Origin of the sequence: Pseudoduganella sp. (assembly GCF_041914865.1) — a bacterium.
In the GTDB taxonomy this organism is placed as follows: Bacteria; Pseudomonadota; Gammaproteobacteria; order Burkholderiales; family Burkholderiaceae_D; genus Rugamonas.
In genome coordinates this window covers 1-22,304 of sequence record NZ_JAYSCO010000082.1, presented here as the reverse complement: position 1 = coordinate 22,304, position 22,304 = coordinate 1, and the positions used below count along the sequence as shown (strand labels likewise).

The 22,304-nt window shown below is 63.3% G+C and carries 19 protein-coding genes; 9 read left to right on the top strand and 10 right to left on the bottom strand.

All coding sequences use genetic code 11. The annotated features are described in order from the left end of the window. The first annotated feature begins 196 nt into the window (after positions 1-196). The 3 genes from ACE3TQ_RS24970 to ACE3TQ_RS24960 all read left to right on the top strand — a co-directional run bounded on the left by ACE3TQ_RS24970 (position 197) and on the right by ACE3TQ_RS24960 (position 3,554). Entirely contained in the window at positions 197-928 is a 732-nt protein-coding gene (locus tag ACE3TQ_RS24970; RefSeq protein WP_374586117.1) for a hypothetical protein, read from the top strand. A 172-nt stretch (positions 929-1,100) separates the two neighbouring features. After that, positions 1,101-2,921 (top strand): DUF885 family protein, encoded by a 1,821-nt coding sequence (locus ACE3TQ_RS24965; RefSeq protein WP_374586115.1) that lies wholly within the window; start codon positions 1,101-1,103, stop codon positions 2,919-2,921. An 81-nt stretch (positions 2,922-3,002) separates the two neighbouring features. Next, positions 3,003-3,554 (top strand): outer membrane beta-barrel protein, encoded by a 552-nt coding sequence (locus ACE3TQ_RS24960; protein WP_374586113.1) that lies wholly within the window; start codon positions 3,003-3,005, stop codon positions 3,552-3,554. Here ACE3TQ_RS24960 and ACE3TQ_RS24955 read toward each other — a convergent pair. From ACE3TQ_RS24955 to ACE3TQ_RS24945, 3 genes are read right to left on the bottom strand one after another with little or no spacing between them, the layout of a single operon-like run. After that, complete coding sequence (locus ACE3TQ_RS24955; protein WP_374586111.1) at positions 3,551-4,207, bottom strand: MipA/OmpV family protein; 657 nt, start codon at positions 4,205-4,207, stop codon at positions 3,551-3,553. The genes ACE3TQ_RS24960 and ACE3TQ_RS24955 overlap by 4 nt on opposite strands. Next, positions 4,207-4,830 (bottom strand): response regulator, encoded by a 624-nt coding sequence (locus tag ACE3TQ_RS24950; protein ID WP_374586109.1) that lies wholly within the window; start codon positions 4,828-4,830, stop codon positions 4,207-4,209. Before ACE3TQ_RS24950 ends, ACE3TQ_RS24955 begins: the two co-directional genes overlap by 1 nt. Continuing rightward, a complete protein-coding gene (locus ACE3TQ_RS24945; RefSeq protein WP_374586107.1) occupies positions 4,827-6,104 on the bottom strand; it encodes a sensor histidine kinase in 1,278 nt (425 codons plus the stop codon). The genes ACE3TQ_RS24950 and ACE3TQ_RS24945 overlap by 4 nt, the downstream gene beginning before the upstream one ends. Before the next feature lie 124 nt (positions 6,105-6,228). Here ACE3TQ_RS24945 and ACE3TQ_RS24940 point away from each other — a divergent pair, with 124 nt between their 5' ends. Beyond that, a complete protein-coding gene (locus ACE3TQ_RS24940; RefSeq protein WP_374586105.1) occupies positions 6,229-6,960 on the top strand; it encodes a hypothetical protein in 732 nt (243 codons plus the stop codon). A 2-nt stretch (positions 6,961-6,962) separates the two neighbouring features. On the opposite strand, the gene ACE3TQ_RS24935 is transcribed toward ACE3TQ_RS24940, so the two are convergent. Then, positions 6,963-7,406 (bottom strand): acyl-CoA thioesterase, encoded by a 444-nt coding sequence (locus ACE3TQ_RS24935; RefSeq protein ID WP_374586103.1) that lies wholly within the window; start codon positions 7,404-7,406, stop codon positions 6,963-6,965. 144 nt (positions 7,407-7,550) lie between these two features. Here ACE3TQ_RS24935 and ACE3TQ_RS24930 point away from each other — a divergent pair, with 144 nt between their 5' ends. Then, on the top strand, positions 7,551-8,972 hold the full coding sequence (locus ACE3TQ_RS24930; RefSeq protein WP_374586101.1) for an ATP-binding protein: 1,422 nt from the start codon (positions 7,551-7,553) through the stop codon (positions 8,970-8,972). Here ACE3TQ_RS24930 and ACE3TQ_RS24925 read toward each other — a convergent pair. After that, a complete protein-coding gene (locus ACE3TQ_RS24925) occupies positions 8,916-9,221 on the bottom strand; it encodes an Mpo1-like protein (protein ID WP_374586099.1) in 306 nt (101 codons plus the stop codon). The two genes, ACE3TQ_RS24930 and ACE3TQ_RS24925, sit on opposite strands and share 57 nt — an antisense overlap. Further along, positions 9,196-9,831 carry an ArsR family transcriptional regulator gene (locus tag ACE3TQ_RS24920; RefSeq protein ID WP_374586097.1) on the bottom strand — a complete coding sequence of 212 codons (636 nt, stop codon included), beginning with the start codon at positions 9,829-9,831 and terminating at the stop codon, positions 9,196-9,198. Before ACE3TQ_RS24920 ends, ACE3TQ_RS24925 begins: the two co-directional genes overlap by 26 nt. A gap of 141 nt (positions 9,832-9,972) precedes the next feature. Here ACE3TQ_RS24920 and ACE3TQ_RS24915 point away from each other — a divergent pair, with 141 nt between their 5' ends. Both ACE3TQ_RS24915 and ACE3TQ_RS24910 read left to right on the top strand, forming a co-directional pair. Beyond that, complete coding sequence (locus ACE3TQ_RS24915; protein ID WP_374586095.1) at positions 9,973-12,744, top strand: M16 family metallopeptidase; 2,772 nt, start codon at positions 9,973-9,975, stop codon at positions 12,742-12,744. Between the two features lie 27 nt (positions 12,745-12,771). Beyond that, complete coding sequence (locus ACE3TQ_RS24910) at positions 12,772-13,149, top strand: MmcQ/YjbR family DNA-binding protein (RefSeq protein WP_374586093.1); 378 nt, start codon at positions 12,772-12,774, stop codon at positions 13,147-13,149. A gap of 40 nt (positions 13,150-13,189) precedes the next feature. Here the strand turns inward: ACE3TQ_RS24910 and ACE3TQ_RS24905 are convergent, their stop codons facing one another. Both ACE3TQ_RS24905 and ACE3TQ_RS24900 read right to left on the bottom strand, forming a co-directional pair. Next, on the bottom strand, positions 13,190-14,806 hold the full coding sequence (locus ACE3TQ_RS24905; protein ID WP_374586091.1) for a M64 family metallopeptidase: 1,617 nt from the start codon (positions 14,804-14,806) through the stop codon (positions 13,190-13,192). Positions 14,807-14,905: 99 nt separating this feature from the next. Then, positions 14,906-15,733 carry a helix-turn-helix domain-containing protein gene (locus ACE3TQ_RS24900; protein ID WP_374586089.1) on the bottom strand — a complete coding sequence of 276 codons (828 nt, stop codon included), beginning with the start codon at positions 15,731-15,733 and terminating at the stop codon, positions 14,906-14,908. A 268-nt stretch (positions 15,734-16,001) separates the two neighbouring features. Between ACE3TQ_RS24900 and ACE3TQ_RS24895 the strand changes: the two genes are divergently transcribed. Together ACE3TQ_RS24895 and ACE3TQ_RS24890 are read left to right on the top strand one after the other, a co-directional pair. Continuing rightward, on the top strand, positions 16,002-16,874 hold the full coding sequence (locus ACE3TQ_RS24895; protein ID WP_374586087.1) for an endonuclease/exonuclease/phosphatase family protein: 873 nt from the start codon (positions 16,002-16,004) through the stop codon (positions 16,872-16,874). A gap of 178 nt (positions 16,875-17,052) precedes the next feature. Next, positions 17,053-17,616 (top strand): hypothetical protein, encoded by a 564-nt coding sequence (locus ACE3TQ_RS24890; RefSeq protein ID WP_374586086.1) that lies wholly within the window; start codon positions 17,053-17,055, stop codon positions 17,614-17,616. Positions 17,617-17,766: 150 nt separating this feature from the next. On the opposite strand, the gene rpoC is transcribed toward ACE3TQ_RS24890, so the two are convergent. Both rpoC and ACE3TQ_RS24880 read right to left on the bottom strand, forming a co-directional pair. Continuing rightward, positions 17,767-21,990 carry a DNA-directed RNA polymerase subunit beta' gene (rpoC, locus tag ACE3TQ_RS24885; protein WP_374586084.1) on the bottom strand — a complete coding sequence of 1,408 codons (4,224 nt, stop codon included), beginning with the start codon at positions 21,988-21,990 and terminating at the stop codon, positions 17,767-17,769. 137 nt (positions 21,991-22,127) lie between these two features. Next, the coding region (locus ACE3TQ_RS24880) for a hypothetical protein (RefSeq protein WP_374586119.1) at positions 22,128-22,304 on the bottom strand (177 nt) is incomplete at its 5' end.

Genomic DNA, 22,304 nt, shown 5'->3' with positions numbered 1-22,304 from the left:
GAATTTGCGGCAAGCCGCATAACTAGACGCGACAACTTTGTTGACAATCACCGCTTCCTTGAGCGTCCGTTGAGTTCAGACTTTGAAGCGCCAACCTAGTTCGGCCAAGGGCCGACGAATACGAATTGGAGCCGCGAAGCTCGGCAGGCATCGGCGGGTTCCTTTGTGCATCGGCAAAAAATCAGGGAAAGGAATTATGACTTCGAATGGACCGAAGTACCCGTTTGATGAAGTGGCCCGACCTGTTTGTTTTGCACATGACGATCCAATTTATTCTATCTGGGCCAAGGGCAGTTCTTTTCTTTGCACAAGCGCCCGAAATTTCTATTGGGTCACAGCGGCACACGTTGTGGATAATCACGGCGTCAATGCGGCGTCAGTAAGGGTCTTTCCGTCAGATCAGGCAACTATCTCGCTCCCATTTGATGAGCAATACCGCATCAAGAGCAATGGCTCAGCGGACGATTACAAGGATCTCCTCATTCTTCGCATTAACGATGACGAGTTTCACGCGCATTGCGACACACCGTTGGTTGGCCAAGATATTGAATGTGGATTCCTGCCGGCGGAAGTACTAACGCAGGGGTGCGAGTTATGGATTGTTGGCTATGCAGCTGAAAATAACTACATCGACTACGACGATGCAAAGGTCCATCACACCCGCACTGTAATGCGGGCGATATATCAAGGAGACAACCACTTTGACTTCTGCCACGTCGCAAAGATTGAGTCTTCGATCGTGCTTTCGTCGTTTGATGGGCTCAGTGGAAGCCCCGTCTTTTATTTTATGACGGCCCGTAAAGGCGGAAATGAGATACAAGAAGCAGTGCTCGTAGGTATGCTGCTACGCGGCGGTGCGGAAAGTGACCTAGTCCATTTCGTGAGCGCTGGAGTGATTCGACGAGCCATTGAACTAACTATTGCATAGTCAGCTCGGAGCGAATGTGATTGTCTATTTAAAGGTCCGAGAAGGGTCCTAAGCAGCCCACCAGCTAGCACGCGATCTCATTTCAAGTCTGTACCAGTAAAACTAAGACCATATTGAAGCGCCGGAACCCTTCGCGTATGCTTGTCGCTCCTTCATTTAAACGGACCGACAAATGAAACATCGTATTACCCTCGGCGCGCTGGCCGCCGCCGTTTTGCTGGCTTATGCCCCTGTCCAAGCCAACGCCGCCGCTGCCGCCAAGCCGGCTGCCGTGGAAAAAGCGCCGGCCAAGAGCAACGAGGCGGCGAAGAAGCAGTTCTGGACCCTGGCCGATGAGTACTACGATGCCATCGCCCAATACGACCCGGTGGGCGCGACCCAGAATGGCGACAACCGTTTCGACGACCAGATCGGCAGCGCGATTGCGCCGGCCACGCGCGCCAAGCAGTTCGACCTGTACCGCGCTTTCTCCAAGCGCCTGCAGGCGATCCCGCGCGCGCAACTGAGCCGCGGCGACCGTATCAGCTATGACGTCATGGCCTTCGAGCTGAAGACCTACCTGGCCTACGAGCCATTCCCTGAGCATCTGCTGCCGATCGACCATATGGGCAGCATGCCGGTCACCCTGGCCAACTTCTCCGGCGGCGACGCATCGCAGCCACTGACCACGGTCAAGGAGTACGAGGCTTACCTGAACCGCCTGAACCAGCTGCCGGCGTGGGTCGACCAGGCCATCGCGAACATGAAGGAAGGCATGGCCAAGGGCATCACGCAGCCGAAAGCCATCATGGCCGCCGCCCTGCCGCAGTTCCAGAAGCTGGTCAGCGAGACGCCGGAAAAGAACATCTACTACACGCCGGCGACCAAGTTCCCGGCCGCTTTCAGCGACGCCGACAAGCAGCGCCTGGCCGCCGCCTACCGCGCCGCCGTGACCGACAAGCTGAATCCATCGCTGGCCAAGCTGGCCGCCTTCATCGAGAAGGAATACCTGCCGGCCTGCCGCACCAGCACCGGCTGGAGCGCGCTGCCGAACGGGGAGGCCTGGTACAAGGTGCGCATCGCCGATTCCACCACCACCAGCAAAACGGCGGAGGAAATCCACCAGACCGGCTTGCGCGAAGTGGCGCGCATCCAGGCCGAATTCGCCAAGCTGGGTCCTAAGCTGGGCTACAACGGCCCGGCCGCCGGCCTGCCGGGCTGGATCGCGCAGCAGCCGCAGTTCTTCCCGTTCAAGACCGACGAGGAAGTGCTGGACGTGTACCGTAAGCTGGACAAGCTGCTCGACACCAAGCTGCCGGCCATGTTCACCCTGATCCCGAAGGCCAAGCTGGACCTGCGCCTGGAGCCTGAGCTGAGCCGCGACACCGCGTCCGACCACTACACCGCGCCGGCGCTGGATGGTTCGCGCCCTGGCGTGTTCTGGTCCGTGGTGACCGATCCGAAGAAGTACGGCAGCACCGGCATGAACACCCTGTTCCTGCACGAAGGCAAACCAGGCCACCACTTCCACATCGCGCTGATGCAGGAACTGGATATGCCGAAGTTCCGCAAGTTCGGCGGCAACACTGCCTTCACCGAGGGCTGGGCGCTGTACGCGGAAACCCTGGGCAAGGAAATGGGCATGTTCGAGGATCCGGCGCAGTACTTCGGCCACCTGAGCGACGAGATGCTGCGCGCCGTGCGCCTGGTGGTGGACACCGGCATGCACGCCAAGGGCTGGACCCGCGAGCAGTCGATCAAGTACATGACCGAAACCCTGGGCGACGAAGCCGTGGCGCGCAACCAGACGGAGCGCTACATGGTGTGGCCGGCGCAGGCGCTGGCCTACAAGACCGGTTCGCTGAAGATCCAGGAGCTGCGTGCCAAGGCGGAAAAAGCACTGGGCAAGAAGTTCACGCTGGCGAAATTCCACGCCATCGTGCTGGGTGACGGCACCGTGCCGCTGGCCCTGCTGGAGAACAAGGTCGATGCCTGGATCGCCAGCGCCAAGTAAGCAGGCATGACTTTCGGCAGGTGCGCGCGCGCCCTGCCTTCCCTACAGTGATGGCTCTGTGCCATCACTGAAAGGGATTACATGAAACACCTCATCGCCATCGCCGCATTCGCGGCAGCAGGCGCCGCGCAGGCGCAAGACTACTTCGCCGGCGCATCCATCATCGCCCCCGGCAACACCAACCTGGACACCGCCGCCGGCCGCATCGAAAGCAAGAACGATCCGCTGCGCTTCAAGCTGTATGGCGGCATCAACTTCACCGACAGCCTGGCGCTGGAAGCTGGCTACGCCCACTTCGGCAAGGACCGCTTTGCCGCGCCGGGGGCCAACATCGGCATTTCCAGCGACACGCTGTTCGTCGCCGCGCGCGGCACCTGGCGCCTTAATGACTCGTTTGAACTGTTCGGCCGCGCCGGCGTGTCGGCGCAGCGCTACCGCATCGACAACCTGGCCGACGCCCCGCGCAGCAAAAACGGCTTCTCGCCATTGCTCGGCGTAGGCCTGGGCTATAAGCTCAACGACAAGGTCACGCTGACGCTGGAAGCCGAGCACTTCGGCCGCATCGACATCAACAAGAACGGCAAGCGCTTCGGCCGTGGCGCCTACTCGGCCGGCCTGAAATACGCCTTCTAGAAGCTGTACAGCAGCCCGGCGCTCCAGGCCACACTGCTGCGCCGCTCCACGCCGGGCGCGTGGGCGCTGCTGCCCGCCAGGCGGATGCCGCTGACGGATGTCATCAGCGAATGCCGCCGCCCCAGGCGCCAGTGCCAGCGCGCGCCCAGGCGGTTGCTGCGCGCCTCGTCTTTCACAGTCGCCGCCTGCAGCACCAATGTGTGGTCGCCATCCAGCGTGTTGATCCAGTTCAGCGCCAGCTCCGCCTTCACGTCGCCGTCGCGCGCGCCGACGCCGGTCAACGCCAGGAACTCCACGTCATGCAGCACGCGCCACTGCACAAAGCCGCCCGCCGTGGGCTGCGAGCCGCGCGCGCCTTGTGCGCGGCTGCTGACGGCGAGGATCGGGCCGTACTGGAAATGCGGTTCGTCCGACAGCTTCCAGCCGGCGGACAGCCCTTCGATAAAAGCCCCGCTGCTCCACTGCATGTAAAACATCGGGAACACGTACGCCTGGCGCGTATTGCTGCCGCGCCGCGACCACGCCTCGCCATAGGCGACGCCGACCAGGCCTTCGCGGCTGCCTTCCGGCATCAGGGTAATCGGGGACTGGGCGCTGGCGCGGCCGGGCGCGGCCAGCGCGGACAGGAGCACGAACCAGCACGCGGCGCGCATCAGATCAGCCCCATTTCCAGCCCGTGCAGCACGGCCCGCACGCGGTCGCGCACGCCCAGCTTGGCCAGGATGCTCGACACATGGTTCTTCACCGTGCCTTCGCTCAGCGCCAGCGCCGCCGCGATTTCGGCATTGCTCAAGCCGGCCGCCATCAGCGCCAGCACTTCCGTTTCGCGCTCGCTCAGCACACTGGCGGCCTCCGGCACGCCGCGCGCACTCTCGAAGGCGGCGCGTGTGCGTTCGGTCAGCGCGGGACGGAACAGCGTGCCGCCTTGCGCCACGGCGCGGATGCCGTCGGCCAGGCGCTCCAGCGAGATGTCCTTCAGCAGGAAGCCGCGCGCGCCGGCGCGCATGCCGTCGAACAGCGCCTCCTCGTCGTCGAAGGTGGTGAGCAGGATCGTGGGCGGCAGCGCCTGGCCGCTGCGCAGCAGCTCGATGCCGGAGCAGTGCGGCATGCGCACGTCGAGCAACAGCACGTCGGCCTCGGTGCGCGCCATCAAGGTTGCCGCCTGCGCGCCGTCGGCCGCCTCCGCTACCACGCGGATATCGGGCGTCATGTCGAGCAGGCCGCGGATGCCGCTGCGCACCAGCATCTGGTCGTCCACCAGCACCACGCGGATCATGGCTGCGCTCCCGCATGCGGCAGGGCGATGCGCAGGCCGAAGCCGCGCCGTGGCAGGTCGGCCGCCTCCAGCACGCCGCCCAGCATGGCCAGCCGCTCGCGCATGCCGCGCAAGCCGTTGCCCTCTGGCGCCGTGCCGCGCCCCGCGCCGTCATCCTCGATCACGGTCTGCAACTGCCCATCGCGCACGGCGACGTCGATCGCCACGCTGGCGGCATCGGCATGGCGCACGGCATTGCTCAAGGCTTCCTGCACGCAGCAGAACACCGCATGCGCCACCGCCGGCGCCGGCGCCGGCAGGTCGTCCGCCACGCGCAGCGTGACCGCCGGTTGCGGGATGCCGGCGCACAGGCGTTCCAGCGCCAGGCGCAAATCGACGCCCACCGCCGCGCGCTCGGCGCCCACCACCGCGCGCACCTGGGCCAGCAGCTCGCGCGACAGCTCGTGCGCCGTCAGCAGCGAGGCGTCGGCCTGCGCGCCGGCCTTGCGCCGCGCGATATCCAGGTGCAGGTTGAGCGCCGTCAGGTGGTGGCCGGTGGAGTCGTGCAGGTCGCGCGCGATGCGCATGCGTTCCGATTCGCGGATGGTGTCGGCCAGCAGCACCTGGGTGGCCAGCAGCTCGGCGTGCTTGGCGGCCAGCGCCTGGCGGCTGCGCCGCTCGCGCGAGGCCAGCCAGCCCAGCGCGAAGGTAAGCAGCACCACCAGCTGCTCCAGCAGCACATACAGCACGGTAGCGGTGGCGTTGCGGTCGTTGGCCGCCACCTCGCCTTGCAGCGCCAGCACCGCCATCACCCCGATCGAGACGGTGTTCAGGCCTAGCATGGCGGCCAGCGCCGCCAGCGCACGGCGCGGCGCCAGCTGGCTGGCCAGCATGGCCGCCAGCACCATCGACAGCACCACCGAATGCAGGGCGCAGGCCACGCCCAGCTGCAGCGCCAGCACGGCGCGTTCAGCGCCGGGCGCCAGCCGCCGCCCGGCCCGCAAGCGCAGCGCGGTGGCGGCAATGAAGGCGGCGCACAGCAAGGCGGCCAGCAGCAGGAAGATGTGCAGCGCCACGACGGCATGCTCGGAACCGGCGCGCAGCAGCGAGGGCGGCGGCGCGAACCAGCCGGCCAGGCGGCGCGCCAGCACGCCGGCAGGGCTGAACAGGTCGGCGCTGCCGGGACCGAGGTACCACGGCACCAGGATTTCGATGGCGGCGCCGGCCAGGCTGGCCAGCATGATCACGCCGGCGGCGCTGCCGGGGCGCAAGCGCGAAGGGAAGAAGGCGGGCATAGTTAGCAAAAAATGAAGGGCGCCGCAATTCTAACCGCCCGCCGGCCTGCGCCGGCAGTGCCATGCGTCGGGGCCATGACTTTCGGCAGGGGTGGTGCACAGCGCTTGCCTTACAATGGCGCCCATGAAAGGTCGAACCAAGCTGATTGCCTGTGCCCTGCTGCTCGCCGGCGCCGCGCGCGCCGAACAGGAAATGCCCGTGGTGCAGGTGGTGGCGCCGGCCGACGCCGAGTGGCACAGCTACCGCCACGCCTACAAGGCGGCCAGCTTCTTCGCCCCCTATGTGGCCAAGCGGCCGCTGATCCAGGCGCACCTGCAGATCCGCCCGCTGGCGCCGGATACCCCGATGGATGGCCTGCGCATCCAGCTGCAGGGCGAAACCACCAATATGGACATCGCCGTCGACGCCCTGGGCCGCGCCACCCTGCCCATGCTGAAACAGGCTTTCGACGAAGACGCGGTGCTGCGCCTGAACCGGCGCAAGGGCCATTACCAGTTCAGCGGCCGCTATTCGATCCGCACGCGCGAAGACGGCGTGTATCCGCTCGCCATGCTGCGCGAAGCCTGCGAACAGCTGATATCCGCGCAGCGCGCCTCAGGCTACCGCCTGCGCCTGCTGGGCAAGGAATGCAAGGGCATCAAGTTCATTTTCGCGCCCGGCGACAGCGGCGCCGCTGTCGAACTGCGCCGCGAAGGGAGCGCTCCCCAGCGCATTGCGGCGCAACCCGGCCTGCCTTTCGAAAACCGCAGCATGGGCCCGTACCAGGTGGCCACGGTGCGCCTGGCCGACTGGCCGGCGCAGGCGCAGGTGGTTCCGCTGCCGGGGCTGCTCGGCATCGGCACCCTGTACGAATAGCCCTACTTCTTCAAGGCATAGCGCTTGATGCGCTTCAGCACAATCTCGGGCAGTGACGTGATCTGCTTGGCGTGGTTGGCGAACACGATCTGCTGCCGCCCCACCGACACCGGATGCCCCTCGGCATAGAAGCGGAACTCCAGCCAGAACGAACAGCGCCGCACATCGTAGGTATTCACCTCGCACGACACTTCCTGGAAGGGGAAAGTCTCCTGCAGGTAGTCGTTCTGCGCATGCTTGGTGATGAACACCCCTTCCGCCTGCAGCATGTCACGCGAGATGCATTCGTAGAACCACTTCTCCCGGCAGATGCCTTGCCACTCGAAATACCGGGCAAAGTAGGTATTGCCGTAGGCATTCGAGTCTTTCAGGAAGATAGACAGCTTGTGGTGGAAAGTCATCTCAGCGGCGGCAGAGGCATCGGAGTTGGGGGCGTACATATACATGAATCATTTCTCCTAAAAAGTAAGCGGCTTATGCCAGCCACTACTTTTTACGATTGGCGCGCAGCACTCTTGATATTCCTCAATACTTGTCCATTTTTTACCAATAAGCTAATAAGAAATAGCAACCACCGCTGAGGATTATCAATGTACTCGCTGATACCGGCATTGGTCTCAGCCCTGTTTATCGGATATGGGCTGTACGTCCTGCGCTCGCGCGGCCCGAACCGGGTCGGCCTGACTTTCTTCGCTGTCTGCGCCACGACTTTCTTTTGGCAAGCCAGTTGGGCCCTGCTGTTCATGACGCGCGACGAGGCCACCGCTCTGGCTGTCGCGCGCCTGGGTTACCTGCCCATTTTGTTCCTGCCGACCACGCTGTACCACTTCATCATCGAACTGACCGGCAGCCAGGACGACCGGCGCGCCCTGTATGTGAGCTATGCACTGGCCTGCCTGCTGGGCCTGCTGCTGCCCACCACCGATGCCGTACTGTCCGGCCTGCAGCACTACTTCTATGGCACGTATCCCAAGGCAGGCTGGCTGCACCCGCTGCACCTGGTGCAGACCGTGCTGGTGATCGGGCGCGCGGTGTGGCTGCTGTATCGCCGCCAGCAGCGCGCCGTCTCCACCGAACGCACGCGCCTGCGCTATGTGCTGGTCAGCATCCTGATCTACTTCGGCGCCGCCAGCGACTACCTGTGCAACTACGGCATGGAAATGTACCCGCCGGGCGTGGCCTTCATCGTCGCCTCGCTCGGCCTGATCGCCCAGGCCATGGTGCGCCACAACCTGCTGGCCGACCCGATGGCGGCCGCCGCCACCATCGCGCATGAAATGCGCACGCCGCTGGCCAGCATCCGCAGCCAGACGCGCATGCTGTCGCGCTGCCTGCCCGAGCTGATTGCCGGCTACCGCCCGGAACATAAGGGTGCGCTGGGCGAACGCCAGCTGCGCCACCTGGGCGAGATCGCGCGCAGCATCGATGCCGAAGTCTCGCGCTCGAACTTTATCGTGGACATGCTGCTGGCCTCGGCACGCGACGGCGTCATGCAACGCGAAACCTTCGCCGTGCACTCCGTGGCCGTGTGCATCGACGAGGCCATGGCCTGCTACCCGTTCTCCGGCACCGAGCGGGCCCAGGTGCGCGTCACCATCAGCGATGAATACAGCTTTTATGGCTCGGACGTATTGCTGATGTTCGTGCTGTACAACCTGCTCAAGAATGCGCTGCAAGCGCTGCAGTTCGACAGGCACGGCTCGGTGGATGTGGAATGTTATTCGCGCGGCATGCAGAACTGGCTGGTGGTGACCGACACCGGCCACGGCATCGCCCCGGACGTGCTGCCGCACGTGTTCGAGCCGTTCTACACCACGCGCAGCAATGGCTGCGGCACCGGCATGGGCCTGGCGTTCTGCAAGCGCGTCATCACCGCTTTCGGCGGCGAGATCGCCTGCGAATCGGAACCGGGCCGCTACACGCGCATTCTGATCAGCCTGCCGCGCATCACGGCATCACCACGCAATCCGGCCCGTAAGCATATCGCGGAACATTACCCAGTCGCCCATTAGGCTGAACAGCGGATACTTGAAGGTGGCCGGACGGTTGTGCTCAAAGAAGAAGTGGCCGACCCAGGCGAAGCCGTAACCCACCACGGGCAGCAGCCAGAGCAGCTTGAGTTCCCCGGTAACCATCACCAGCGCCACCAGCAGCAGCACGATGCTGGAACCGACGAAATGCAGGCGGCGGCAGGTGCTGTTGGCATGCTCCTGCAGGTAGAAGGGGTAAAACTCCTTAAACGTCCGGTAGCGCGTCTCCATGGCCATCCTCCACGTGGATATCTTTGATGATGTTATCGAGGTCGGTATCGTCACCCAGTACAAACACCTTGCGGTCTTCCAGCATCTTGAGGATGAAAGGCTGCTGTTCGCGCAGGCGGCGCTGGAAGTCGTCCACTGAATACAGGTTGGGGTAAATCTTGCGGCGCAGGATGCGCTCGGCCACCGGCAGGCGGTTCAGCAGTTCGCCATAGGTGGTGTTTTCGCCGATCAGCAACAGCTCGACCGCACCGGTCGAATCCTCCGCCTCCTTCACCGTGGTGCCGTAGACGAAGGCCACGCTGAGCTGGCGGCGCATCGGCGCCAGGGCCGAGTTCAGCACGCTGACCAGGCCGAAAGTCTTCTTCACCAGGCTGGCCAGCTCGGCGTAGACCAGGTTGTCTTTGTTTGGGCGGAATTGGCGTACGTTGCCGATGCGTTCGGAGACGATCAGCCCTGATTCGTGCAGGCGCTTGAGCTCGCGCTGGGCCGAAGCGCTGCCCAGCCCCGTCAGGCGCATGATTTCATTGAGGTGGAAACCCTCATTCACGCGCACAAACAATAAACCCAGCAGCTTTTGCTGGGCAGGAGTAAACAGGGCGGAGGCGATCATATGCTAAATATTAGCATGATCTGCAGTGACTGAGTGACAAGCCAGATATCAGCATAAGCCAAGTCCAGCCTCTAGCCAATTGGAAAAAAAGCATGCATGCTTATGCGTGAAGCCCTTACCCATCCAAACCAAAGGACCTCCATGAGCCCTATCCTGCGCCTTGCGGTCGCCGCCGCATTGGCTGGCGCCGTCGCATCCCCTGCCATCGCCGCCCCTGCCGCCAAACCGGCCGCCAGCGCCGCCGCCTTCGACCTCAAGCCCTACACCATCCCGTACAAGAAATTCACGCTGCAGAACGGCCTGACGCTGATCGTACACACCGACCACAGCGTGCCGGTGGTGGGCGTGAACATGTGGTACCACGTCGGCTCGCGCAACGAGAAGCGCGGCAAGACCGGCTTTGCCCACATGTTCGAGCACTTCTTCTTCAACGGCTCGGAGAACTACCCGCACGGCTTCCGCGAAGCGATGGACGACCTGGGCGCCACCAACCGCAACGGCATCACCAACTACGACCGCACCAACTTCTTCGAAGACGTACCGGTATCCGCGCTGGAACGCACGCTGTACCTGGAAGCGGACCGTATGGGCTTCCTCGGCAACTACATCAACAAGGACATGCTGGAGCGCGAGCGCGGCGTGGTCTCCAACGAAAAACGCCAGGGCGAGAACCAGCCCTACGGCCGCGTGCACAGCGAGATCGTGCAGCGCATGTACCCGTATTCGCACCCGTATTCCTGGCCCGTGATCGGCTACATGGAAGACCTGCAGGCGGCCTCGCTGGAAGACGTGAAAGAGTGGTACCGCACCTACTACGGACCGAACAACGCCGTGATTTCCCTGTCCGGCGACATCACGCCCGAACGCGCGCTGGAACTGGTGAAGAAGTACTTCGACGGCATCCCGCCCGGCCCGGCGCTGGCGCGCACCGAAGCCTGGATCCCGACGCTGGACCGCAACATCCGCGACACGATGGAAGACCAGGTGCCGCAAGCGCGCATCTACCGCGCCTACCACATGCCCGGCTGGGGCACGGCCGACGCCCAGCGCCTGCAGCTGTTCGCCGAGGTGCTGGCCGGCTCCAAGAGCGCGCGCCTGAACAAGCGCCTGATGTACGACAAAGGCCTGGCCACCGGCGTCGGCGCCGGCGCCCGCCCCTCCGAGATCGCCGGCATCTTCCAGGTCACCGTCACCCTGAAACCAGGCGCCGACCCGGCCGAAGTGGAACGCGAGATCGACGCCGTGATGAAAGAGCTGCTGGACAAAGGCCCGACCGCCGCCGAACTGGCGCGCGTCAAGACCGCCACCTTCGCCGAATTCTCGCGCGACATCGAACGCCTGGGCGGCTTCGGCGGCCGCAACGACGTGCTGGCCCAGTCCATGACCTACGGCGGCTCGCCGGACGCCTACCTGGCCAACCTCAAGCTGATGGCCGACGCCACCCCGGCCGAGGTCAAAGCCAGCGCCGACAAATGGCTGCGCGCCAACCACTACACGATGACGGTCAAACCGGGCGCCAGACTGGCCGCCGGCAAAACCAGTATCGACCGCAAAGTGCTGCCCGCGCTGGGCGACGCCCCCGAAGTCGGCTTCCCCGAGATGCAGCGCGCCACCCTGTCCAACGGCCTGAAAGTGATCCTGATGGAGCGCCACGGCGCGCCGATCGTCAACGTCACCCTGGCGGTGGACGCAGGCGCCGCCGCAGACAACGCCGCCAAGAGCGGCCTGGCCTCCCTCACGCTCGACCTGCTCGACAAAGGCAGCAAGGCGCGCGACGCCTTCCAGCTGTCCGACGCGCTGGAATCGCAAGGCGCGCGCCTCTCAACCGCCACCAGCGCCGACCTGTCGCTGGTGCGCCTGAACGCCACCTCGCTTAACCTGAAAGCCTCGCTCGACCTGATGGCCGACGCCGCGCTGAATCCCACCTTCCCCGACGACCAGTTCAAGCTGGCCAAGCAGCGCCGCCTGGCGCAGATCGGCCAGGAAAAAGCCAACCCGCAGGCCATGGCCCAGCGCCTGGCCGCCTACGCCGCCTACGGCAGCGACAGCGCCTACGGCCGCCCCGCCAGCGGCACCGAAAAATCGGTGGACAGCCTGACCCGCGGCGACCTGGCCAAATGGCACGCCGACTGGTTCAAGCCGGGCAACGCCACCCTGGTGGTCGCCGGCGACACCAGCATGGAGAAGCTGAAACCGATGCTCGAATCGGCCTTCGGCAAATGGAGCGGCGGCAGCGCGCCAGCCAAGCAGGTCGCCCCGGGCAGCAGCCTGTCGAACAAGCGCATCTACCTGGTCGACAAACCCGACGCACCGCAATCCGTGATCATCGCCACCCACCTGTCGCAAGCCCAGGGCCAGACCGAAGACCTGGCGATGGAGCCGGTGATGCAAAACTTCGGCGGCATGGCCACCTCGCGCCTGAACCGCAACCTGCGCCTGGACAAGCACTGGAGCTACGGCGTGCAAGGCTTCCTGAGCAATGTGCGCGGCCAGCGCGCGTTCGTCATCCAGGCCCCGGTGCAGACCAACAAGACCAAGGAATCGATGCAAGAGCTGGCGAAAGAGATCAAGGACATCGCCGGCGCCCGCCCGATCGCCGGCGAAGAATACAAGAGCATCATGCGCAACATGACCTCGCGCCTGGCCGGCCGCTTCGAAACCCTGGCGTCGCTGGAAAGCGCCGCCCTGCAATCGATCAACCTGAACCTGCCGCCCGACCACTGGGCCAAATACGCCGGCAACATCCGCGCCCTGAGCGAGCAGCAGCTGGGCGCAGCCGCCCCCAAATACATCAAGCCCGACGAAGTGGTATGGCTGGTGGTGGGCGACGTCAAGAAGATCGAACCCGCGATCCGCGAGCTCAACTGGGGCGAAATCACCCGCCTCGACGCCGACGGCAAACCTTTAAACTGAATGTCCACTTCGGGGTCAGGAAGAAAAGTGGACATTTCTCAGTTGAAAGCCCGTTGCGCCAGCCTGCCTGGCGCGGAGAGCTTGCTGCATGCGCCGCCGGTCAACGTACTGAGCTACAAGATCGGCGGCAAGACCTTTGCCTACTTCAAGACCAGCGAGCCGGAGCAGTGGCGCTTCAGTTTCCGCACCACGCCCGACCGCTTCCTGGAACTCACCGGCATGCCGGGCGTGAAACCGGCGCGCTATATGGGCCGGTTTCACTGGGTCACCATTGTCGATGTCAGCCGCTTCCAGGAAGACTACCTGGTCGAGCTGGTGCAATGGTCCTACGATAAAGCGTTCTCGTCCCTGCCGAAAGCGCGCCAGCGCGAGCTGCGCGCTACGCTCCAGCCCGTGTCAGCCTGAGGTCCTGCCCCCGAGGTGACGGGACAGCCCTCCGGCGGGCTCAGGGCTTGGGAAACGCGTAGGTCAGCGTGTAGCTGCCGCTGCCGGAGTACGACTTCACTTGCGCGTAGTAGTAGCCGGCCGTGCCGTTGTAGCTGATCGTCTCGCTCGAGGTATTGCCTTCGCTCGCCGCCACCTTGGTCCAGGCATTATTGGTCCACTTGTACAGGTACAGATCGAAGTCGGCATTCGCCGGACCGCCCAGTTGCAGGGCGAAGGTGCCCGCTCCCGCCGACACATAGCCCGGCGAAGCGCTCGGTGCATACGCAGTGCCGCCGCTCGCCAGGGTGCCCGTCTGCGTCACGCCGCCGCTGCCGGTGTACTTGGCGAACACCTTCTTTACCGCCCCTTCGTTCACCGCGTGCCACGGCTGGCCCAGGGTGCGCATGCGCGAATTCTCCGTCGGACGGTACTTGCCGCTGGTGCAGTACTGGCCGCCCTGGAAAGCGCCCACCGTACCGTTCGGATAGGCGCCCAGGCTGGTCGGCACCGCCGTGCTGCCCGCGATCAGGCCGCCCCATTTGACCGAGCGCGTACCGTTCAGCGACACGTTCACTTCCGTCGGTTCGCTGCTCGTGCTGCAGGTGCCGTACTCGTACTCATCCGCCAGCGCAAAGGCAGTGTGGCCGATTTCGTGCAGCGCCACTTCGATCGACTGCGCGTGCATCGACAGCGTCGCCACCGCGCCGCCCGAACCGCCGTAGCGCGTGGAGTTGGCAATCACCACGATCACATCGCGCGCATCGGGCGCCAGCACGGAGGCGGCGATATTGGTGGCCTTGGTATTGTTCACGCACAGCAGGCGTTCGATGTTATAGCAGGCGAATTCGCCATCCATCGCCGTGTCGCGATAGATGCCCTTGTCGATTTCATCGACGCCCGACTGGTTGCTGGCCACATCCACACGGTGGATATTCATCGACGCGCGATTGGCGTTGAACAGCGGATCGGCCAGAAAGCCGTTGATCACCTTCTGCGCATCCGCACGCCACTTGTCCATTTCCGCCGCAGTGTAACCGTCGCCGATGAACACATAGTCCATGCGCGTCGCAGCGCTGCCGGTATTCAGGATGGTGGTTGCAGTAGCCGCCGGCGCCGCCGCCAGCTTGGTGGCGCGCGCTGCCTTGGCATTGCTGACCGCCTGGTTCAGCGCGCCGCGCTCAAAGCGCGCCAGCGGCGCCGCATTGGCCGCCGCCAGCGCCGACTTCGCACTCGCACCGCCAGCCTGCTTCGGCAGCACCTCCACGCTCGCCGTGGCCTGGTCGTACGGCAGCGACACCTCAAAGCTGCCCTCGCGCTGCTGCACCGTGGTCGACAGGTCGATCGCCCCCGTGCGCGGGTTAAAGGTCTCCACATGGCGCCGCAGGCCGTTGTTCACGCTCACCTCATGCAGCACCCTGCCCTGCGCATCCTTGGCCACCACCACCCACTGGTCGCCCTCCGCGCCCTGGCGCACGTTCGGCGTCACCGCAAATTTACCCACCTCCGCATGCAGCGGCTTGAACTCCGCGCCGCTGCGGCCCTCGCTGAAGCCGATGCGCAGCGAGATGTTATCCGCCTGCACCGCACCGACCGCCAGCAGCGCAAGCAGCGCCGCCGAATATCGAATGAATGCCATACCAGTCTCTCCTCTTCTTGTGATCAGGGTCTGGAGATTCTGTGGCCGATGGCCAGGAGCACGCTTGCACAAACGCGCGCAAATTGCACAAACCTGCTTTTAACAATTGTTACTGTGGTGCGCGCGCCAAGCGGTAGGCGAAAGGCCGTATTCCGCCGTGAAGGCGCGCGTGAAATGGCTGGCACTGTGGAAACCGAACTCCTCGGCGATGTCGGCGATGCGCGCCTGGCCGGCGGCAAGCGCCTTGCACGCCAGCTCCAGGCGTTGTGAAAGCACATAGCGATGCGGCGGCGCCCCCACCGCCCGGTGGAACTCGCGCGAAAAGTGGGCCGCGCTCATGCCGCACAGCGCCGCCAGCTCCGCGTTCGCCAGCGGCGCATCAAGGTGCTCCGTGATATGCCGCAGCACCCGGCGCAAGCGCGCCCCGCCCAGGGTGCTCGGCGACGCCTCGCAAGGCTGCGAATAGTGCTCCAGCAGGTAGCAGGCCAGGGCGATCGCGAGGTGGTCGCACAGCTCACCCGCCAACGGCCCCGCCAGTGCCTGCGCGTCGAGCATCTTGCGCACCAGGTCGAACACCATACGGTCGGTAGTGAAGGCGCTGGCCGCCAGCGTGGCGCCAGTATGCTCACCGCGCTGCAGGGCGAGCCGGTCCACCAGCTGGACCGGCAGGAACAGGTTCACGATATCGCAGCCGCTCAACTGGCTCCAGCGCCCCTGCTCGCCCGGCGGACAAAGGCGGAAGCGGTTGGCGCCAATCGTTCCGCCCCACACGGGCGTATCGCCATGCCAGATCCGCGCGTCCAACGGCTCCATGATCAGGGCCAGGCGGTAGGTCCCGGGATGGGGGCAGACCGACTTGATCGCCTGTCCCGGCCCCTCGCTCGACCAGCGCGCCAGCGCCGCCCCCGATGCCGGGAGCGGCCCCATGCAAGAGCTCAGCGCCTCCACGCCCGCCCGCCTGAACCAGCCTTCTAGCTCCTGAATGCTTTCCATACTCCATCATATGTCCACTTTGGGGTCAGGAAGAAAAGTGGACATTTTTCGCCGGCAAGCGTGCAGGATGGGGCACAGGGTTGTGGCGTGGAAGTAACGATGGTGCCTGGATGCGTGACTTGATTAGCCGCCAGCAACGAAACTCGCGGCGCCTGAGCGGCCTTCGCGTTCAAGCTGACTGCCGTCCCCTATACTGGTGGCCATGATGAGTCTCCGCCGCCATATGTCGCTGCTCGCGCTGTTGTTCGCGCTGGCGCCTGCCGCCTTTGCGCAGCGGGATACAACACTGAATATCGCCACCTACAACCTGCGCATGAATACCGAGCGCGACGGGCTTAATGCCTGGCCGCACCGCCGGGAGCTGGTCAAGAGCCTGGTGCGTTATCACGACTTCGATGTGTTCGCGACGCAGGAGGCCTTGCCCGACCAGGTGGCGGATATGGCCGGCATGGCGGAATATGCGCACGTGGGACGCGGTCGCGACGATGGCAGGAGCGCGGGCGAACACTCCGCCATTTTCTACAAGCGCCAACGCTTCGAGTTATTACGCGCGGGCGACTTCTGGCTGAGCCAGACGCCGGAGCGTCCTTCGCTGGGCTGGGATGCCACCTGCTGCCACCGCATCGTGTCATGGGCGCAGCTGCTAGATCTGCGCACCGGCCGCAAGTTCTTTTTCTTTTCCGTTCATTTCGACCATGAGGGCCAGGTGGCGCAGCGAGAGTCGGCCAAGCTGGTGCTGCGCAAGGTGCGGGAGATTGCCGGCGCGGAAACGGTGATCGTGGCTGGCGATTTCAACTCGGGGCCGGAGACGGAACAAATCGGCACCATGAAGTCGCAGCTGGCCGATGCCTTTGATGTCAGCGCCAAGCCGCGCTACGGCCCGGCCGGCACCTTTAACGGCTTCAAGATCGATAGCCCGCTGGACGAGCGTATCGATTACATCTTCGTCAGCCCAAAGGTGAAGGTGCTGAGCTACGCGGCGCTGACCGACTCGCGCCACGGGCGTTTCCCTTCCGATCACCTGCCGGTGGTAATCAAGGCATGGATCGATGTTCAATCCCCCGCGACGAAATAGCTCATCTTCCAGCCTTGCTCGGTCTTCGTGAGGCCACCTTTGCCCGTTACGCTATTGAAGGCGCAGCGCCCGGAAGATCGGAAGCCGATTGCCACTTGGGGTTGGGTGCCAGCGATGTTCACTACGCCGCGTTCTTCGTTTCTGGGGAACCACGACGCTTGGCGTCGTTCATTCCAGGATGCCAGCCGAGCACTGGTTCAGCCTCGCCTTCCTTGACGATCAGAGTGTCACAGTAAAGTACCTTGGCAGTATGATCACCAAGCGACGGCTGCACTTGTCAGGCTTTCTCAGGAACAGCAAAAAGTTCGCTTTATCCTCTTCAACGACAAGAACATTCCAAGGATTAGACATGCTGCAAAACACAGCGATCATTTCCATGTCCAGATTGTCGTTGCTGATTAGCGCATTGGCGATTTGGGGGGCTGCGCAGGCGCAGCAGGGCAGCTCACCAGAATATAAACCGCTCAACGGGAGCTACATGACTTATAGCCTCGGACTCGGAGATCCTGCTCCCGCAAGCCGGAAGCACAGCAAGATTGCTTTCGCGGTTTCCGGAGACGCGGCGCGTGAGATGTTCGACGCTATGGCCCCGGATGTGCACGACATTTGCACGACCGGTTCTGACGTTCGGGTCCGAACAAAAGCGAACGTTTCGTGTCAGCGTGAAAAGGATGGCAACTACCATTGTAGCTTTGGATTTGATCTGCGCACGGGCAAAAGTATTGGCGGCAGCGTCTGCTAAGCGGAATCGGCACCGCAAACTGGCGTCGGCCAAGGTCGCTATGTTTGCATGCAAATGTCCACTTTTCTTCCTGACCCCAGAACGGACAAAAATTGCGGGGCGAAAAAAAAACGCCACCCGAGGGTGGCGTTTTCGCTAGCGGACTGAAGCTTACGCTTCGTCGCTGTGGTGCGGTTCGTCCGCTGGCAGTTCGGCCACGATCGCGGCGCGTTCTGCTTCCAGCAGCGCTTTGCGCTCTTCGGCTTCCCACACTTCCTTCTCTTTGCGGGCGCGGTGGAAGGCCAGGCCGGTACCGCCTGGGATCAGGCGGCCGACGATGACGTTTTCCTTCAGGCCGCGCAGACCATCGCGCTTGCCCATGATCGCTGCTTCGGTCAGCACGCGGGTGGTTTCCTGGAACGATGCGGCCGAGATGAAGGAGTCGGTCGACAGCGATGCCTTGGTAATACCCAGCAGCACGTTCTCGTACGTTGCTGGCAGCTTGCCCAGCGCGGTGACGCGATCGTTTTCTTCCAGCAGCTCGGAACGCTCCACCTGCTCGCCGACGATGTAGTCGGTGTCGCCGGCGTTGGTGATCTGCACGCGGCGCAGCATCTGGCGAACGATCACCTCGATGTGCTTGTCGTTGATCTTCACGCCCTGCAGTCGGTACACGTCCTGCACTTCGTCGACGATGTAGCGGGCCAGCGCTTCGATACCCAGCAGGCGCAGGATGTCTTGCGGATCGGCTGGGCCGTCCACGATCATCTCGCCCTTGTTCACCACCTGGCCGTCGTGCACCAGCACTTGCTTGTCCTTGGTAATCAGGAACTCGTGCTTGTTGCCGTCCATGTCGGTGATTTCCAGACGCTGCTTGCCTTTGGTTTCCTTACCGAAGGCCACGGTACCGGTGACTTCCGCCAGCATGCCCGCGTCTTTCGGCGAACGTGCTTCGAACAGTTCCGCCACGCGTGGCAGACCGCCGGTAATGTCTCGGGTCTTCTGCGATTCGGTCGGGATACGCGCCAGAACCTCACCCACGGACACTTGCTGGCCGTCTTTCACCATGATCAGCGCGCCGACCTGGAAGCCGATCGCCACTGCGTGTTCGGTGCCGGCGATCTTCACTTCGCCGCCGTCTTCGTTCAGCAGTTTCACCTGTGGACGCAGGGCCTTGCCTGGGGAACCACGACGCTTGGCGTCGATCACCACCAGGGTGGCCAGGCCGGTCACTTCGTCGACCTGGCGAGCCACGGTCACGCCTTCTTCGATGTTCTCGAAGCGGATGGTACCGGCGTACTCGGTAATGATCGGACGGGTCAGCGGGTCCCAGGTTGCCAGCGGGGCACCAGCTTTAACAGCCATGCCATCCTTGACGATCAGGGTCGCGCCGTACGGTACCTTGTGACGCTCGCGCTCACGGCCGTGGTCGTCGGTGATCAGCACTTCGCCGGAACGGGAAATGACGATCTGGGCGCCCTTGCCGTTGGTGACGTAACGCATGGTCGCGGTGAAGCGCACGGTGCCGTTCGACTTGGCTTCGACCGACGATGCCACTGCTGCACGCGATGCCGCACCACCAATGTGGAAGGTACGCATGGTCAGCTGGGTACCAGGTTCACCGATCGACTGCGCTGCCACCACACCGACTGCTTCGCCGGCATTGACCAGCAGGCCGCGGCCCAGGTCGCGGCCGTAGCACTTGGCGCACAGGCCGTAGCGGGTGTCGCAAGTCAGCGGGGTGCGGACCTTCACTTCGTCGATGCCGACGCGTTCGATCTCTTCCACCATGTCTTCGTCCAGCAGGGTGCCGGCTTCGTACAGGGTTTCCTGGGTCTCTGGGTTGACGACGTCGGTGCCTGCCACGCGGCCGAGGATACGGTCGCGCAGGGCTTCGATCACTTCACCGCCTTCGACCATCGCCTTCATCAGGGTGCCGTTGGAGGTGCCGCAATCGTCTTCGATCACCACCAGGTCCTGGGTCACGTCGACCAGACGACGGGTCAGGTAACCGGAGTTCGCGGTCTTCAGCGCGGTGTCGGCCAGACCTTTACGGGCGCCGTGGGTCGAGATGAAGTACTGCAGAACGTTCAGGCCTTCGCGGAAGTTCGCGGTAATCGGGGTTTCGATAATCGAGCCGTCAGGTTTTGCCATCAGACCACGCATACCGGCCAGCTGGCGAATCTGTGCTGCGGAACCACGCGCACCGGAGTCGGCCATCATGTAAATCGCGTTGAACGATTCCTGGGTCGACTTGGTGCCGTCGCGACGGATCACGTCTTCGACTTTCAGCTGGTCCATCATCGCCTTGCCGACTTCGTCGGAGGTCTTGCCCCAGATGTCAACGACCTTGTTGTAACGTTCGCCGGCGGTGACCAGACCGGAAGCGTACTGCTGCTCGATCTGCTTCACTTCCGCTTCGGCGGTCGCGATCATGGTCTTCTTGACGTCCGGCACCAGCATATCGTCCACGCAGATGGAGATACCGGCGCGGGTCGCCAGGCGGAAGCCCGACTGCATCAGCTGGTCGGCGAACACCACGGTGGCGCGCAGGCCGCACTTGCGGAAGGACGTGTTGATCAGCTTGGAGATCTCTTTCTTCTTCAGCGGACGGTTCAGTACGCTGAATGGCAGGCCTTTCGGCAGGATCTCGGACAGGATGGCGCGGCCAACGGTGGTCTCGTAACGGGTTACGGTGCGCACGAATTCGCCGGTGGTCAGGTCCTTTGGATGCTCAACGATACGCACGGTGATGCGGGTCGCCAGTTCCACTTCCTTGTTGTCGTACGCGCGGATCACTTCCGACACGTCCGGGAACATCATGCCTTCGCCCTTGGCGTTGACTGCTTCGCGGGTCGCGTAGTACAGACCCAGCACGATATCCTGGGAAGGAACGATCGATGGTTCGCCGTTCGATGGGAACAGGATGTTGTTCGAAGCCAGCATCAGGGTGCGCGCTTCCATCTGTGCTTCGATCGACAGCGGCACGTGGACTGCCATCTGGTCACCGTCGAAGTCCGCGTTGAACGCGGCGCAGACGAGCGGGTGCAGCTGGATCGCTTTACCTTCGATCAGCACAGGCTCGAACGCCTGGATACCGAGACGGTGCAGGGTTGGTGCACGGTTCAGCATGATCGGATGTTCGCGGATCACTTCTTCCAGGATGTCCCACACCACTGGCTCTTGCACTTCGACCAGCTTCTTGGCGGCCTTGATGGTGGTCGCCAGACCCATCAGTTCCAGCTTGTTGAAGATGAATGGCTTGAACAGTTCCAGGGCCATCAGCTTTGGCAGACCGCACTGGTGCAGTTTCAGCTGTGGACCCACCACGATCACGGAACGGCCGGAGTAGTCGACGCGCTTACCCAGCAGGTTCTGACGGAAGCGGCCGCCCTTACCTTTGATCATTTCAGCCAGCGACTTCAGCGGACGCTTGTTGGCGCCGGTCATCGCCTTGCCGCGACGGCCGTTGTCCAGCAGCGAGTCCACTGCTTCCTGCAGCATGCGCTTTTCGTTGCGCGTGATGATCTCTGGAGCGCGCAGCTCCATCAGGCGCTTCAGACGGTTGTTACGGTTGATGACGCGGCGGTACAGGTCGTTCAGGTCGGAGGTCGCGAAGCGGCCGCCATCCAGTGGCACCAGTGGGCGCAGTTCCGGCGGCAGCACCGGCAGCACTTCCATGATCATCCAGTCTGGCTTGATGCCGGAACGCTGGAATGCTTCCAGCACTTTCAGGCGCTTGGCGTACTTCTTGATCTTCGCTTCGGACTTGGATTCCTTCAGTTCCACGCGCAGGGCTTCGGCATCGCGGTGGATGTCGATCGAGCGCAGCAGTTCACGGATACCTTCCGCGCCCATGTAGGCGGTGAAGTCGTCGCCGTACTCTTCGTACTTGGCGGCGTAGTCGTCTTCCGACATGATCTGGCACTTCTTCAGCGGGGTCATGCCTGGGTCGGTCACGACGTATGCTTCGAAGTACAGTACGCGTTCGATATCGCGCAGGGTCATGTCCAGGACCATACCCAGACGCGACGGCAGCGATTTCAGGAACCAGATGTGGGCGACCGGCGATGCCAGTTCGATGTGGCCCATGCGCTCACGGCGCACTTTGGCCAGGGTTACTTCAACGCCGCACTTTTCGCAGATGACGCCGCGGTGCTTCAGGCGCTTGTACTTGCCGCACAGGCATTCGTAGTCCTTGATCGGGCCAAAGATCTTGGCGCAGAACAGGCCATCGCGCTCTGGCTTGAAGGTACGGTAGTTGATGGTTTCTGGCTTCTTGACTTCGCCATAAGACCACGAACGGATTTTTTCAGGAGAGGCCAGACCGATCTTGATCGCGTCGAACGACTCGTTTTGCTGTACTTGCTTGAATAAATCGAGCAGGGCTTTCATGTATCACTCCAGATAGTGACGAATTCTTTACTTTTAACCCCGGTAAACCTGGGTCAGACCCGAGGGTCTGACCCTTGCTACGCGGCGGTCGCGGACCGGGGGTCAGGCCCTTGGGCCTGACCCGGACTTACCGGGTTTTAGTTCCGTTCCAGGTCGATATCGATACCCAGGGAACGGATCTCTTTCACCAGCACGTTGAACGATTCCGGCATGCCGGCGTCGATCACGTGGTCGCCCTTGACGAGGTTCTCGTACACTTTGGTACGGCCGTTCACGTCGTCGGACTTCACGGTCAGCATTTCCTGCAGCACGTA